Consider the following 13,030-nt stretch of genomic DNA (forward strand, 5'->3'; position numbering starts at 1 on the left):
CCGAGGGGTTCAGGTCAGGACGGCCCGGTCACCCGCCGTGCCGGCGCTGGATGGCGCCGGCCAGGACGGGGACGACCTGGTCGACCTGGTCGATCGAGCAGCCGAAGGCGATCTTGCCCTCGGCGACGGCGGTCTCGGCTTCGGCCGCGGTGGCCTGGCCTCGGCCGAAGGTGTGGCACTTGGCTGCGCCGAGCAGCCCGACGAGCACGCCCAGGGAGCCCCCGGCCCCGGTGTGGCACGTTCCGATGTAGTAGTCGGCCTGACCGGTCATCAGCCGGGTGGCGGCGTCCATGTCGGTGGTCACGACCACCTCGAAGCCGCCGAGATCCTTCAGCCGTTTGGCCACGTCCACCTTGCCGACGCCGCCCACCAGGATCTTCGTCATCGTGTCGCCTCTCGTTGTCGCAGCACGGCCAGATGAAGGGCCAGGAAACGGACCTCCTGCTCGGGCAGGTCGGCGCCCAGCGCGGAGCGGGCCCGGCCGGCGAGGGCCGCCGCCTGCTCCATCGCCCGCGGATGCCCGGCCAGTTCCGCCCGGACGGTGTCGTCCGCCGGGAAGTCGGTCAGCGCCTCGCCGTCGCGGGCGCGCTGGAGGGCCATCAGGAGGTGGCTGGTCAGCGTTCCGGCGCTCTCCTCGGTGATCTCTCCGCCGGCCGCGGCGAGCGCCTCCAGCTCGTCCCGAACGAACCGGCAGATCTCGGGCGAGACCTGCCCGGTCCGTTCGAAGATGGCCAGGCGCTCCTCAAGCAGCGGATCCATGGCGGCTCTCCTCAGGACGGTTCGGTAAGGGTCGGTGGGGCGTCAGTACGAAGGCAGCCGGTCGCCGGTCAGGACGTCCTGCTGCGTGCGGGTCACGAGGTCGGCCGACAGCCGGCCGCGCACGGCCTCCACGGCCGGGGAGTCGTCGGCGCGGACGGCCAGCACCGCGCTGGAGTTGCGGTCCCCGAGGTGCCCGCGGGCCGCCTCGTCGAGCGGGATCGTGGTGAGGTCCGCCGCGATGTGCTGGTGGACCTCGTCCAGGTTCCACACCGAGGCGTCCACCTCGCCCCGCCGGAACAGCTCGCTGAGCTGCATATACGACGTTTCAACGTACCTGACGGGCCGGTCCGCGAAGACCAGCCGGGTCAGCTCCTGCTGGTCGGCGGAGCTGGTGTCGACCGCCACGGCCAGCCCCGGGTCGTCCAGCGCCGCCCCGGCCCGCAGCAGCACGCCGTGCGCGCCGACGTACGTGCGCGGGCCGAGGTCGGCGAGCTGGGAGAGGCGGGAGCCCTCGCCGAACGCGTCGAACGCCAGCCGCGACACCACGATCAGGTCGACCTTGCCCGACATCAGCGCGTCGAGCCGCGCCTGCGCGCCGCGCATGAACGTCAGCGCGAACGGGATCTCGGCCTCCTCGAACGCCGCCCTCAGCCCCGTCGCCAGGCCCTCGTACCGGCGCGAGTAGGGAAGCGGCATCGCGGCGAGCATCGTGCCGAGGCCGGCGAGCCTCCACAGATCGGCACGGTCGACCTCACGCAGGTAGGTGCCGAGGTGGCCGCGCGCCTCCGTCCGGAGGGCGCCGGTGTTCTCCAGCAGTTGCAGGGCCGCCTGCACCGTGCCGTTGCCGACGCCGAGCCGCTCCGCGTAGTCGCGGATCCTGGGCAACCGGGAGTCCACTCGCTGGTTGAGCAGCTCGGCCGCCAGCCGCCTGGCGACCATCCCGTTCCTGGTCAGGAACCGTGCGTCCAACATGCCGGAACAATAACCAGGATTCTGTACAAAGACAAGTGCGAGTTCCGGACGAACACGCGGATGACGTGCGGTTACGCCCAGGAGCGGCGCCGGACGGCCTCCCTCACGATGTGCTCGGCGATGGCGAGCGCCGACGTCGCGCCGGGCGACGGCGCGTTCCGCACGTGGACGATGTGCCCGGTCCCGGAGATGACGAAGTCGTCGACCAGGGCGCCGCGGCCGTCCATGGCCTGCGCGCGGATCCCCCTCGGGCCGCGGGTGACGGCGTCGCCGGTGAGGGCGGGGACGTACTTGCGGGCCTCCGTGACGAACCGCCTCGGGTCCAGGGCGGTGCGCGCCTCGCGGGCCGCCGCCGGCAGGTTGCGGGCCGCGAACCGCCAGAACCCGGGGAATCCGAGGACCTCGCGCACGTCGCGCGGGACGAACCGCCGCCCTTCGTACGACTCCCGGCCCAGCGACAGGAAGGCATTGGGGCCGATCATGACGGTGCCGTCGAGCCGCTTGGTGAGGTGGACGCCCAGGAACGGGTAGCGGGGGTCGGGGACGGGATAGATGAGCCCGTTCACCAGGTGGCTCGCGCTCGGGTCCATCAGGAGGTAGTCGCCGTAGAACGGCACGATCCGGGGCTCGCGGGGTTCCCCGGCCACGTGCGCCAGCCGGTCGGAGCCGAGCCCGGCGCAGGCGATCACGAGAGCGAACTCCTCGGTGCCGGACCCCGTGGTGAGGCGGACCGCTCCCCCGCGTTGCTCCAGGCCGGTCACCTCCTGGCCCAGCCGGACCTCACCACCGGCGGCGCGGAGGTCCTCCGCCAGCGCGTTCGTGAGGGCCACGTAGTCGACGATCGCGGTACGCGGCGAGTGCAGGGCCAGGACCCCCCGCGCGTGCGGCTCGATCCCGGCGATCTCGTCGCCGCCGATCAGCCGGACGCCGGGGACGCCGTTGGCGACGGCGCGGGCGTGGATGGCCGTGAGGCGGGACGCCTCCTTCTCGTCCAGCGCGACGACGATCTTGCCGCACTCCTCGTACGGCACCCCGTGGTCGCGGACGGCCTCGCGCAGCAGCTCCACTCCTCGCCGGCACAGGGCGGCCTTGAGGCTTCCCGGCTCGTAGTAGAGGCCCGCGTGCACCACGCCGCTGTTGTGTCCCGTCTGGTGGGCGGCCAGCCGGTCCTCTTTCTCGAAGAGGGTGACCTCGACATCGCCCGCCTCGCGCGCGAGGCGGCGCGCGACCGACACCCCGATGATGCCGCCGCCGATGACCGCCGCGCGCTTCCCGTTCGCCATACCGCCGTAACGTACAGCTCGGCTTGACGAGCGGGCTCCGCGGTCAGGGGTCAGGGGCGGACCCAGCGGTGGTAGTCGTCCAGGTTGACGTTGCCGCCACAGATGATCGTGACCACGTGCCGGCCGGCGAAGCGGGCGGGGTCCTCCAGGACGGCCGCCACGCCGAGGGCCGCCGAGGGCTCGACGACGAGACCCGCGTGTTCCAGCAGCATCCGCATGCCCGCCACGATGGACTCCTCGCGGACCAGAACGGTGTCGTCGGCCACCTGGAGAAGGTCGTCCAGCACCTCGGGGATGGGGTGGCGACCGGCGACGCCGTCGGCGATGGTGTCGGCGGATGCGGTGCTGACGACCCGGCGCTCCCGCCAGGAAAGGGTCATCGCGGGCGCGCCCTGGGGCTGCACGCAGATCACCTCGACTCCGGGGGCCAGCTCCTTCAGGACGTGCCCCACGCCGGTCGCCATGGCGCCGCCGCCCAGGGCGATCAGAACGGCGTCGAAGCCGGGCTCCCCGCCGCGGGAGGGCGCCTCCCGCGCCAGTTCGAGGCCGATGGTCGCCGCCCCCTCGCAGGTCTCGAGGTCGAGGCTGTCCTCCACCAGCCGGATGCCGCGCCGCCGGGCGATGTCGGCCGCCCGTTCCCTGGCCGCCTCGAAGTCGCCGTCGACCAGTTCCAGTGCCGTGTCCAAGGCGCGGATCCGGTCGAGCTTGGCGGCGGGTGCCCGGTGGGAGGCCACGACCGTCACGTCCAGGCCACGGCGGCGGCCGGACCAGGCGAGCGCCCAGCCGAGGTTTCCGGCGCTGGCGCACACGGCGGCCGTCTGGCCCCGGTCCTTCAGCAGGCCGGTGACGAGCTCGGTGCCGCGGGCCTTGAAGCTGCGGACCGGGTTCGCCGTCTCCAGCTTCACGCTCACCGCGCAGCCGAGGGCCCGTCCCAGGGCGTCGCACGGGAACAGCGGCGTGTCGAGGAACACCGGGTCGATCACGCGGCGGGCGGCGCGAATCCGGTCGAGGTCGAGACGGGTCTTCAGCACGACGCGACAACCTACCCATCACGGGCGTCCGGGGCCATCGGAAATCAGGGACCGACGTGGGCAGGGCTGGAATCGGGGCGGGGACGCCATGGTTGAACCCGGTATGAAGAAGATCGGGTTTCTCTCGTTCGGCCACTGGAGCACCGGGGCGGGCTCGCGGACGCGATCGGCCGCGGACGCGCTGTCCCAGTCGATCGATCTCGCCGTGGCCGCGGAGGAACTGGGCGCCGACGGGGCCTACTTCCGCGTTCACCACTTCGCCCGGCAACTGGCGTCGCCGTTCCCCCTGCTGGCGGCGATCGGCGCGAAGACCTCGCGGATCGAGATCGGCACCGCCGTGATCGACATGCGGTACGAGAACCCGATGTACTTCGCCGAGGACGCCGGGGCCGCCGATCTGATCTCCGGAGGGCGGCTGCAACTGGGGATCAGCCGTGGCTCGCCGGAACAGGTGATCGACGGGTGGCGGTACTTCGGATACGAGCCCGCCGAGGGCGAGAGCGACGCCGACATGGCGCGCAGGCACACCGAGGTGCTGCTGGCGGTGCTGCGGGGCCAGGGCTTCGCCGAGCCGAACCCCCGGCCGATGTTCCCCAACCCGCCCGGTCCGCTGCGCCTGGAGCCGCACTCCGAAGGGCTGCGCGAGCGCATCTGGTGGGGTTCCGGCTCCAACGCCACCAGCGTGTGGGCGGCCAAGCTCGGCATGAACCTGCAAAGCTCCACGCTCAAGGACGACGAGTCGGGGGAGCCGCTGCACATCCAGCAGCGCAAGCAGATCGAGGCGTACCGGGAGGCGTGGCGGGAGGCCGGGCACGAGCGGGAGCCGCGCGTGTCGGTGAGCCGCAGCATCTTCGCGCTGACCAGCGACCTGGACCGCGCCTACTTCGGCAACGCCGACACCGGCGACCACATCGGGATGATCGACGAGAACACCCGGGCGATCTTCGGGCGCTCGTACGCGGCCGAGCCCGACGTGCTGGTCAAGCAGCTCGCCGAGGACGAGGCGATCCAGGCCGCCGACACGCTCCTGCTCACGGTCCCCAACCAGCTGGGCGTGGACTACAACGCGCACGTCCTGGAGAGCATCCTCACGCACGTGGCGCCCGAGCTCGGCTGGCGCTGATCGCACGACCCGACCAGGGAACGGGCCTCAGGCTTCGTCCGCGTCCGGCTGAGACGAGGCCCTTCCCGTAAGGCCGTCCCAGAGGGTCGCGGCGGGTTTGGCGACCTCGAACAGCTCCTCGACGCGGGAGCGGTCGCCGTCCAGGTGGGTCAGGGTCTGGAGGCCGAGGAAGGTCGCGACCGCGATCGAGCCGAGCTGGGCGGACGGCACCACCTCCTCCAGCGCGGTCCCGGCGGCCAGCCGGCGGAAGGCCGCGGCGGCGAACTCCGACCACGGCCCGATGTGCGCGAGCAGTTCCTCGCGCAGCCTCGGGGAGGTGGCCGCGGCGGTGAACAGCTCCTGCACGGCCGCGATGTGCCCGTCCTCCCGCATGTCCTCGGCGTACAGGTCGCGCAGCCGGTCGAGCAGCTCGGCGGCGCCGGCGCAGGACCCCAGCGCCTCCTGGTACGCGGCCATCCGCTGCCGGCTGGTGTAGCGCAGCGCGGCCAGGAGCAGGTCTTCCAGGTTCTCGAAGTGGTAGTAGATGACGCCCGGCGCGAACCCTCCGGTGCGGGCGATGGAGCGCGCGGTCGTCCCGCCGTACCCCTCGGTGGCGAGGGTGCGGATGGCCGCGTGCAGGAGCCGTTCCCGAGCCTCCTCGCGCCGGGAACGGGGGCGGGGTCTGGACGGGGGCATCGGGGTCAGATCACTCTCCGCGGACGGACGCCGGCCTCGTCGAGGAAGGGGTCGAGCCGTTGCGCCAGCCTGGCCAGATTATGGCTCGGCACCTGGGGATAGAGGTGGTGCTCCAGGTGGTAGGTCAGCTCCAGGAACAGCCGGGGGACGACATGGCCGCGCAGGGTGTGCGTCTGCGTCAGCGGATCCTCCCCGTAGTGGCGGTGCGGCAGGTGGACGGTCAGCAGCGGGTAGACCCAGCTGCCCACGATCATCATCGTGGCGTAGACGAGCAGCCCATGCCAAAGCAGCGCGCCCGCTCCGGCCGCCGCGAACGGCAGCGCCGCCTCGGCCAGGAGCCAGGCCCGCTGCCTGCCAGAAGCCCTGCGGCACGCCCACCACCACAGCCGTGCGAGGAACACCGGGCCGTACAGGATCGCGCCGAGCATGCTCAGGTCCGCGGGGTGGCCCTCGGGGTCGTCCTTGCTCGGGAACGTCCGGTGGTGCTGGAGGTGCGTGGCGCGGTAGGCGTGCCCGCTCTCCAGTAGTACGGCGCCAAGCAGGAACAACGCCCATTCCGTCGCGGTACGGCCGAGCCCCAGCGAGCGGTGCACGACATCGTGGGTGGCCGTCACCACCGCGACGAAGATGCCGAACGCGATCAGTGGCGTCGCCCACCACCAGCCCAGCGCCATGGCGGACGCGAAGACCGCGACGCCGAGGTAGGGCAGGGTGAGCGCGAACACCCGGCGCCCGCGGCTGGTCACCAGCAGATCGGTGCCGAGATCGGTGAGCCTGGGGATGCCGGGGACGGCCGCCGCGCCCTTCATCGCATGACCTTCCGTGCCGTTTCGAGGACGTCCTCCGCCACGATGCGGCTGCCGAGCGCGCACGCGACCGTGCCCAACCCGGGCCAGGTCGAGTCGCCCACAAGCCACAGGCCGGGCACACCCAGCGAATGCGGGATGGCGTTCTGGTTGGCGTTGGCGGGAGTCTGCCGCGCGCCGCCGACCGCACCGCGTGGCCGGAACGCGAAGCGCTCGTACGAGCGGGGCGTGCCCACCTCCCACACCACGGCCCGTTCACCGAGGTCCGGGTACGCGCGGCGCGCCAGTCCCACGAGGCGTTCCCCCATCTCTCGTTTGCGCTTCTCGTACTGGGCGTCCGGCAACCCCTCCCAGGCGTGCAGCTCCGTGTGCGTGGAGATCATCACGGCGCGGTGTCCCGGTGGGGCGCTTTCGGTGTCCCCGGGGGCGGAGACCGAGACGAACATGTTGTTGCCGTCGCCCAGTGGACGCCCATAGGACTGCAAGAGCTGGTGGTGGGTGAACTCCTGGTTCGCGACCTGCTCCTCCGGTACGCCGAGGAACACGACGATCGCGCCGCCCAGGTCGTGCTCGTCCCGTTCGAGGTAGGGCCGGAGCCGCCCCGCCAAGGCGGGGACGACACTCGCCGTCGTCGCTGCGGGTAGTGCGCTGACGACCTGCTCCGCATGGACGATCCCGCGCCGCGTATGGACCTCGAACGCCCCGGCTTGGCCGTGCACGCGCTCCGCCTGGCAGCCCACGCGCAACTGCCCGCCCATCCGTCGGTAGTGCGCGGTGAACGGACGCCAGAAGCCGCGCATGCCGCCCACCGCCCGGGTGAGCCCGGCACCGCGAATGGTCACGCCGAGGGCCGCGTTGATGAGCGGGGCCTTGTCGACCGTGCTGTGCACGGTGTCCTCCACCAGCATCGACAGCAGGCCCACCAGCGGGGCGTCCCCGCGCAGGCCATGCCGGGCGAGGACATCGCCGAGCGTGGCGTTCACGTACCGGACGAGGGGAAGGTTGCGCGGCCCTAGCGCCTTGATGTTGTGCACGGCATCGGACGGGCGCCGCAGGGGCAGCCGGACACCGGCGCGGCTCGCGTCCCAGAACACCTGGGCGATGCGGTCGAGCCGTGCCCAGAAGGCCCTGTGCCGTGGGGTGTCTCCAAGCGCGCGCAGCCGTTCGCGATGCCACGCCCGGGTGTCGCGGTAGAGGGTGACGTCGCGGTCGGGAAGCCAGGCGACATAGCCGGGAAGCGGCTCGCCGGGGACGGGGTCCATCCCCACGCTGTCGAGGAGTTCGGCCCCCACCCCTCCTTGCTCGAAGTCGACCATCGTCGTGGCGCCCACGTCGAACGAGAACCCGCGCTGGCGGTAGTAGCCCGCGCAGCCGCCGACGTGGCCGTGCGCCTCGATCACCGCCGTGGACAGGCTCGCCGCCTGGAGCCGCGCCGCCGTCGCCATCCCGGCGAGACCGCCGCCGAGCACCGCCACCTGACACGACACCGGGAACCGCGGCGAAGGCCCTCGTGCCCGGCCGCCGGGGAGTGTCCCCGCTTCTTGAACGTGTGTTCTGAACATGTGTTCAAATCTCCGCGCGCCCACGGCCGTCCGTCAAGAGGTCAACATCTGGCCACGGCCGATCCAGCAGCCGCATCCGCCGATCCGGATCCCGGGGTCGGGGACGCGGGGCACGCTGACGGACATCATCCGGCGCGACCACGCCCGCCGCCTACGCGGAGGACTTCGGCGGGCGCATCGCGGGCAGCCGGGTCGAGCTGATCGACGACTGCGGCCATGTCGTCCAGGCCGACCAGCCCCAACGCGCCCTGTCGGCGATCACGGAGTTCCTGGCCGGGTAGCCGGAGGGTGCTCGTCGAGCCAGGCGCGGGCGCGGCGGGCCGACGCCCGCGACAGCCACGCGTCCTGGATGACCTCCGCCAGCTCCCCGCGGGTGAGCTCGCCGATGCGGGAGGCCCGCAGCAGCACCGACCGGTGGCCGTCGAAATGCGGGGTGGTGAAGAACGGCGACGTCTCGTCCTGGACGAGCGCCTGCTTGTCCCCTTCGGACGGGACCCAGAACACGATGACGTCCCGATAGCGCTCGCCGGTCTCGGGATCGACCGCGTCCGGCCGCGGATTGCGGAAGAAGACGAACGACTTCCCGCCCACCTGGTAGACCGGCTTGTCCTCGGTACCCGGGTAGACGGTCACATGCGGCATGGCCAAGGCGATCTCGTGCACGTCCTCGACCCGCGCGGGCCGGCTCTCGTCCTCGGGCATGGGCCTCAGCGTACGCGGCGGCGCGCTAGGTGGAGGAGGCCCGTTTCCAGTGGTCGTGCGCGTCGATCCGGGCTTCCCTCAGCGCGTCGGACAGATCGGCTCGCCGATGTCTGGGCAGGTGCCCCGATGTCATCTTTCTGCAGGCCGCCTCAAGGAACCAGAGGCAGGCGTCCGACATCGGCTCCTTCGCGCGCGGCTCCCCGGTCTCGGGGTCGGTCTCGAACTCCGCGACCCCGACCGTCCCGGCCAGCCGGAGGTCGTCGAGCGCGCGGTCCGCGAGGATGGACGCCATCCTGACGGCGGTCGGGTTGCCGGGCGGGAACGCGGACGGGTCGGGCGCGACGAGGCGGACCGGGCCGACGACGCCGATGGTCACGATGGGGCCGAACTCGCCGGGCGTCCAGGTGCCGGCCGGGGAGACGATCAGGTCGCCGTCCGGCTCGATGACCAGCCACGTCGGAGGGAGGATCGTCATGCCGGCGTCTTCGCGGGGTCATGGCGAGGAGGGACGGGAATCGAGTCCCGCCTTGCCCGCCAGCTCGTAGTTCTCGTCCGTGATGTAGATGTGCTGCATCGCCGCGCTCAGGTTGCGCAGATGGCGCTGCATCGGGTGGGACAGCGCGAGGACCCGGCCTCCGCCGTAGCGAAAGATGCGGGACACCAGGTCCGTGCATTCCTCGACGACGTAGGTGTGCTGCGCGAACGTGCGGGCCACGAGGGCGTCGTCCAATCCGGACTCCGTCCGGGCGGCGTCCCAGACCCGTGCCACCGCGTCCCGGTAGAGGACCTGGACCGCGCGCAGCCGTGCCTCGGCCCGGCCCATGTCCTTCTGGAACGCGGCGCGCTCGCCGACGGGCACGCCGCCCGTCCTGCGCGTGGCGGCGCGCGCCAGGTCGTACATGTCGTCGATGGCGCGCCGGGCGATGCCGACCGCCACCGGGCTCAGCTCGTTCGACACGAACATCAACGGCGGCGGCCTGAACAGGTCGCCGCCGCGCAGGCCCGGCGTCCCGAGTCCCTCGATGACGCGACCGGCGGGGACGAACACCTCCGTCATCGAGAAGTCGTAGCTGCCCGTGCCCTGGAGACCGGCCACGTGCCAGGTGTCGTGCAGGGTCGCCTCGCCCTTCGGCACGACGGCGAGGATCTCGGCGCCCGCCCCGCCCTCGACGACGCAGCCTCCGACGACCCAGTCGGCGTGGTTGATCCCGCTGCCGAAGCCCCACCGGCCCGACACGACATGACCCCCGTCCACCGGGACGGCCCGGCCTCGGGAGCTGAACTGCCCGGCGCAGATCGGCAGGTCCGTCCCGGTGCCGGGGAAGACCTCGCGCAGGCCCTCGTCCGGCAGCCACCCGGCGACCGTTCCGGTGGTCCCGTTCCCCACCATGGCGGCCCAGGCCACGGACGCGTCGTAGTAGGCGAGCTGCTCCAGCACCTCGCAGAACTCCAGCGGATCCAGCTCGTCGCCGCCCAGCTCGCGCGGCGTCTTGAGCCAGAACAGCCGCAGGTCGCGCATCAGCTTGACCATGTCGGCCGGCAGTGTGCGCGCCTCTTCGGCCGGGACGGCCGCCTCCTCGAAGCTCGCGCGCCGGGAACGGACCGCCTCCAGAAACCGGCTCCTCATGACGCTCTCCCGTCGATGGCCGCCTGCGGGCACCGTACCCCGACGATGCCGACGATCCGGTAGCCGATTTCCCTCACACGGAACCCATCGAGCCGCCGCCGGCCCCGTGGACACCGGCTCTTTCACCGGAGAGCGTGGAGGAGACCGCCGTCCTACCAAGGAGGAATCGTGGCCGATAGCCGGTTCGGCGTGGTGGAACTGGAGGAACTGCCGGACGACCTGCGCGAGCGCATCGGGGCGATCGCGGAGAGGTCCGGGTTCGTGCCCAACGTCTTCCGGGCGCTGGGCCACCGGCCCGCCGAGCTACGGGCCTTCCTCGACTACCACGACGCGCTGATGGACCGCTCCGGTGGGCTGAGCAAGGCCGAACGGGAGCTGGTGGTGGTCGCCACCTCCGGCGCCAACCACTGCACGTACTGCGTCGTGGCGCACGGCGCCATCCTGCGCGTGCGCACCAAGGACCCGGAGCTGGCCGACCGGGTCGCCACCAACCCGTGGCGCGCGGAGCTGGACGAGCGGGGCCGGGCCATCGTCGATCTCGCGCTCGCCCTGGCCCGCAGGCCCGAGCTGTTCGGCGAGGACGACCTCGCCGCCGCCCGCGCGGCCGGGCTCACCGACGACGAGATCTGGGACGTCGGCGCGATCACCGCGCTGTTCGCGATGTCGAACCGGCTGGCCCATCTGACCGCGCTACGACCGAATCCGGAGTTCTTCACGATGGGACGGGACCGGCGGCGAAACACGTCGTGACATGCGTGTTCCGGCGCGGTGAGCGCGCAGGAGCGGCCGATAGCGAAAAAGCAGACAAGCGGCGGCGTTCAGGGCGCGTCGCCCTACAATGCGTAGCCATGGCACCTCCACCCCCCTATAGCCAAGGACCCCCACCCCCGTACCAGGGCGGCGACCCGTACCGGCAAGGCGGCGGCTATCCCCGGCGTGACGGCGGCCGGGCCGTGGCCAGCGTGATCCACCTGGTCTCCGGCTTCGTCGTGGCGGTCTTCCTGCTGCACATGCTGTTCGTCGTCTTCGAGGCCAACCAGGACAACGGCTTCGTCAACGGGATCTACAACCTGGCCAAGGTCCTGGTCCTCGGCCTCGGCGACGTCTTCACCCCCGACGACGCCAAGCTCGGCGTCGTGCTCAACTACGGCCTGGCCGCGCTGCTCTACCTGATCGTCGCCCAGCTCATCGTCCGCGTGCTGAACCGCCCATGAGCGGATCAGGTCCCCGATCCTGACGCCGTCCGCGAACGGGGACGGCGTCAGGATCGATCAGGTCCTCGCCCATGAACACCGCATGCGTCGGCCCGGACGGGGAAGGGTGTCCAGACCCGACGTGGGAGGTGCCCCATGAGTCCGGGGATGGGCCGGTGGACCGTCGTCCGGGGCGGAGCGCGAGGACTGGTCGCCGCCATGGCGATGACGGGCATCCGTACGGTGACGGCGGCGGTGGGACCCCATGAGCGGACCCCGCCCGAGGCGATCGTGGAGAAGCACGCCCCGTCCGTGCGGCGGCTGCCGAAGCGTTACCAGGAGGCGGTGACCGAGCTCGCGCACTGGACCTACGGCGCGGCCGGCGGCGCCGCCTTCGGCGCGCTTCCGCGGAGGCTGCGCACGCACCCGCTGACGGGACCCGCCTACGGGCTGGCGATCTGGGCGGGCTTCGAGATCGTCATCGCGCCCGTCCTCGGGGTCCGGTACGCGCGTGAGCACGGCGTCCTGTGGCGGGCCGTCGTGGCGCTCGACCACATCCTTTACGGCATCGTCGTGGCCGGCAGCCTCGCACCGGAGCGGCCCCGCCGGCCCGGGCACCGGGGTCGATTGGATCGCTTGTTTCGGGGCAGAGGGCTCACGAAGGGACCCGCCAAGCGATAAGGGACGATGATCGATGTCCGAGCACCCGATCCAGGGCGAGCACCCGTACCAGCAGCACGTGACCTCGCCGGACCAGCACGAGGAGCGGCCCGGCCGCAGCCTGGTGACCACCGATCACGAGGTGATCCGCCGCTGGGCCGAGGAGCGGGGCGCCAGGCCCGCCACCGTGCCCGGCAGCGACCGCGGCGGCAGGCCGGGACGGCTGCTGCTCGACTTCCCCGGATACGGCGGCGAGGGCCTCGTGCACATCGACTGGGACGACTGGTTCCGCACCTTCGACGAGCGCAAGCTCAACTTCATCTATCAGGAGCACTCGAAGGACGGCTCGCCGAGCAACTTCTTCCGGCTGGAGAACCCCCAAAGAAGCAACGATCGATAAGCCTTCACGCTCGGCGCACCCCGTACGGCGCGGGATCGCGATGGCCCGTCCGCGTCGATCGGGGACCGGCCATTCCCCCTACACCGTGCGGCGTACGTCCCCGAAGCGGAAGGGGCGGGAATCCTCGGGGGAGGCCCGGCCGTTATAGCCGACGCGGGCCCGCTCCCGGGTCCGCCCGGACGAGACGCGCCGTACCCGGCCTGCAAAGACGACGCTCCTGAGCTCGAAGGGAGCCGT

General features: G+C 71.9%; 16 protein-coding genes and 1 riboswitch. Of the genes, 5 read left to right on the top strand and 11 right to left on the bottom strand.

The features are described 5' to 3' along the window. Positions 1 to 28 precede the first annotated feature (28 nt). The 5 genes from ACGWYJ_RS14390 to ACGWYJ_RS14410 form a co-directional block, all read right to left on the bottom strand. Positions 29 to 385 carry a DUF2620 family protein gene (locus tag ACGWYJ_RS14390; protein ID WP_395106432.1) on the bottom strand — a complete coding sequence of 119 codons (357 nt, stop codon included), beginning with the start codon at positions 383 to 385 and terminating at the stop codon, positions 29 to 31. Next, positions 382 to 759 (bottom strand): hypothetical protein, encoded by a 378-nt coding sequence (locus tag ACGWYJ_RS14395; protein ID WP_395106433.1) that lies wholly within the window; start codon positions 757 to 759, stop codon positions 382 to 384. Before ACGWYJ_RS14395 ends, ACGWYJ_RS14390 begins: the two co-directional genes overlap by 4 nt. 42 nt (positions 760 to 801) lie before the next feature. Next, positions 802 to 1,731, bottom strand: coding sequence for a GntR family transcriptional regulator YhfZ (gene yhfZ, locus ACGWYJ_RS14400; RefSeq protein ID WP_395106434.1), 930 nt, complete (start codon positions 1,729 to 1,731; stop codon positions 802 to 804). Between the two features lie 71 nt (positions 1,732 to 1,802). Further along, positions 1,803 to 3,014, bottom strand: a complete 1,212-nt coding sequence (gene lhgO, locus ACGWYJ_RS14405; protein ID WP_395106435.1) for an L-2-hydroxyglutarate oxidase — start codon at positions 3,012 to 3,014, stop codon at positions 1,803 to 1,805. Positions 3,015 to 3,064: 50 nt separating this feature from the next. Beyond that, positions 3,065 to 4,045 carry a threonine/serine dehydratase gene (locus ACGWYJ_RS14410; protein ID WP_395106436.1) on the bottom strand — a complete coding sequence of 327 codons (981 nt, stop codon included), beginning with the start codon at positions 4,043 to 4,045 and terminating at the stop codon, positions 3,065 to 3,067. Between the two features lie 103 nt (positions 4,046 to 4,148). On the opposite strand from ACGWYJ_RS14410, the gene ACGWYJ_RS14415 reads away from it, so the two are divergent. After that, positions 4,149 to 5,168, top strand: a complete 1,020-nt coding sequence (locus ACGWYJ_RS14415; RefSeq protein ID WP_395106543.1) for an LLM class flavin-dependent oxidoreductase — start codon at positions 4,149 to 4,151, stop codon at positions 5,166 to 5,168. 27 nt (positions 5,169 to 5,195) lie between these two features. Here the strand turns inward: ACGWYJ_RS14415 and ACGWYJ_RS14420 are convergent, their stop codons facing one another. The 6 genes from ACGWYJ_RS14420 to ACGWYJ_RS14445 all read right to left on the bottom strand — a co-directional run bounded on the left by ACGWYJ_RS14420 (position 5,196) and on the right by ACGWYJ_RS14445 (position 10,540). Beyond that, positions 5,196 to 5,843 (bottom strand): TetR/AcrR family transcriptional regulator, encoded by a 648-nt coding sequence (locus ACGWYJ_RS14420; RefSeq protein ID WP_395106437.1) that lies wholly within the window; start codon positions 5,841 to 5,843, stop codon positions 5,196 to 5,198. Between the two features lie 5 nt (positions 5,844 to 5,848). Further along, on the bottom strand, positions 5,849 to 6,652 hold the full coding sequence (locus tag ACGWYJ_RS14425; RefSeq protein WP_395106438.1) for a fatty acid desaturase family protein: 804 nt from the start codon (positions 6,650 to 6,652) through the stop codon (positions 5,849 to 5,851). Next, the gene (locus tag ACGWYJ_RS14430; protein ID WP_395106439.1) at positions 6,649 to 8,136 is read right to left on the bottom strand and encodes a phytoene desaturase family protein; all 1,488 of its coding nucleotides are present in this window, start codon (positions 8,134 to 8,136) and stop codon (positions 6,649 to 6,651) included. The genes ACGWYJ_RS14425 and ACGWYJ_RS14430 overlap by 4 nt, the downstream gene beginning before the upstream one ends. A gap of 333 nt (positions 8,137 to 8,469) precedes the next feature. Next, positions 8,470 to 8,913: an MmcQ/YjbR family DNA-binding protein gene (locus ACGWYJ_RS14435; protein WP_395106440.1), complete on the bottom strand. Its 444-nt coding sequence runs from the start codon at positions 8,911 to 8,913 to the stop codon at positions 8,470 to 8,472. 25 nt (positions 8,914 to 8,938) lie between these two features. Then, complete coding sequence (locus ACGWYJ_RS14440) at positions 8,939 to 9,388, bottom strand: hypothetical protein (RefSeq protein ID WP_395106441.1); 450 nt, start codon at positions 9,386 to 9,388, stop codon at positions 8,939 to 8,941. An 18-nt stretch (positions 9,389 to 9,406) separates the two neighbouring features. Beyond that, entirely contained in the window at positions 9,407 to 10,540 is a 1,134-nt protein-coding gene (locus tag ACGWYJ_RS14445; protein ID WP_395106442.1) for an acyl-CoA dehydrogenase family protein, read from the bottom strand. Positions 10,541 to 10,708: 168 nt separating this feature from the next. Here ACGWYJ_RS14445 and ACGWYJ_RS14450 point away from each other — a divergent pair, with 168 nt between their 5' ends. From ACGWYJ_RS14450 to ACGWYJ_RS14465, 4 genes are all read left to right on the top strand, one after another. Further along, on the top strand, positions 10,709 to 11,290 hold the full coding sequence (locus ACGWYJ_RS14450) for a peroxidase-related enzyme (RefSeq protein ID WP_395106443.1): 582 nt from the start codon (positions 10,709 to 10,711) through the stop codon (positions 11,288 to 11,290). 98 nt (positions 11,291 to 11,388) lie between these two features. Then, the gene (locus ACGWYJ_RS14455) at positions 11,389 to 11,754 is read left to right on the top strand and encodes a hypothetical protein (protein WP_395106444.1); all 366 of its coding nucleotides are present in this window, start codon (positions 11,389 to 11,391) and stop codon (positions 11,752 to 11,754) included. A 135-nt stretch (positions 11,755 to 11,889) separates the two neighbouring features. Next, positions 11,890 to 12,414: a hypothetical protein gene (locus ACGWYJ_RS14460; protein WP_395106445.1), complete on the top strand. Its 525-nt coding sequence runs from the start codon at positions 11,890 to 11,892 to the stop codon at positions 12,412 to 12,414. 13 nt (positions 12,415 to 12,427) lie between these two features. Then, positions 12,428 to 12,793, top strand: coding sequence for a hypothetical protein (locus ACGWYJ_RS14465; RefSeq protein WP_395106446.1), 366 nt, complete (start codon positions 12,428 to 12,430; stop codon positions 12,791 to 12,793). 151 nt (positions 12,794 to 12,944) lie between these two features. After that, a riboswitch (guanidine-III (ykkC-III) riboswitch) is annotated at positions 12,945 to 13,011 on the top strand. The last annotated feature ends 19 nt before the right edge of the window (positions 13,012 to 13,030 follow it).

Origin of the sequence: Actinomadura sp. SCN-SB, assembly GCF_043906805.1 — a bacterium.
Lineage (GTDB): Bacteria > Actinomycetota > Actinomycetes > Streptosporangiales > Streptosporangiaceae > Spirillospora.

Excerpts from the sequence above, each read along its gene's own strand:
- lhgO (WP_395106435.1), bottom strand. The coding sequence starts at position 3,014 with ATGGCGAACGGGAAGCGCGCGGCGGTCATCGGCGGCGGCATCATCGGG.
- ACGWYJ_RS14415 (WP_395106543.1), top strand. The coding sequence starts at position 4,149 with ATGAAGAAGATCGGGTTTCTCTCGTTCGGCCACTGGAGCACCGGGGCG.
- ACGWYJ_RS14445 (WP_395106442.1), bottom strand. The coding sequence starts at position 10,540 with ATGAGGAGCCGGTTTCTGGAGGCGGTCCGTTCCCGGCGCGCGAGCTTC.
- ACGWYJ_RS14455 (WP_395106444.1), top strand. The coding sequence starts at position 11,389 with ATGGCACCTCCACCCCCCTATAGCCAAGGACCCCCACCCCCGTACCAG.
- ACGWYJ_RS14465 (WP_395106446.1), top strand. The coding sequence starts at position 12,428 with ATGTCCGAGCACCCGATCCAGGGCGAGCACCCGTACCAGCAGCACGTG.
- ACGWYJ_RS14390 (WP_395106432.1), bottom strand. The coding sequence starts at position 385 with ATGACGAAGATCCTGGTGGGCGGCGTCGGCAAGGTGGACGTGGCCAAA.
- yhfZ (WP_395106434.1), bottom strand. The coding sequence starts at position 1,731 with ATGTTGGACGCACGGTTCCTGACCAGGAACGGGATGGTCGCCAGGCGG.
- ACGWYJ_RS14460 (WP_395106445.1), top strand. The coding sequence starts at position 11,890 with ATGAGTCCGGGGATGGGCCGGTGGACCGTCGTCCGGGGCGGAGCGCGA.
- ACGWYJ_RS14420 (WP_395106437.1), bottom strand. The coding sequence starts at position 5,843 with ATGCCCCCGTCCAGACCCCGCCCCCGTTCCCGGCGCGAGGAGGCTCGG.
- ACGWYJ_RS14440 (WP_395106441.1), bottom strand. The coding sequence starts at position 9,388 with ATGACGATCCTCCCTCCGACGTGGCTGGTCATCGAGCCGGACGGCGAC.
- ACGWYJ_RS14395 (WP_395106433.1), bottom strand. The coding sequence starts at position 759 with ATGGATCCGCTGCTTGAGGAGCGCCTGGCCATCTTCGAACGGACCGGG.
- ACGWYJ_RS14435 (WP_395106440.1), bottom strand. The coding sequence starts at position 8,913 with ATGCCCGAGGACGAGAGCCGGCCCGCGCGGGTCGAGGACGTGCACGAG.
- ACGWYJ_RS14425 (WP_395106438.1), bottom strand. The coding sequence starts at position 6,652 with ATGAAGGGCGCGGCGGCCGTCCCCGGCATCCCCAGGCTCACCGATCTC.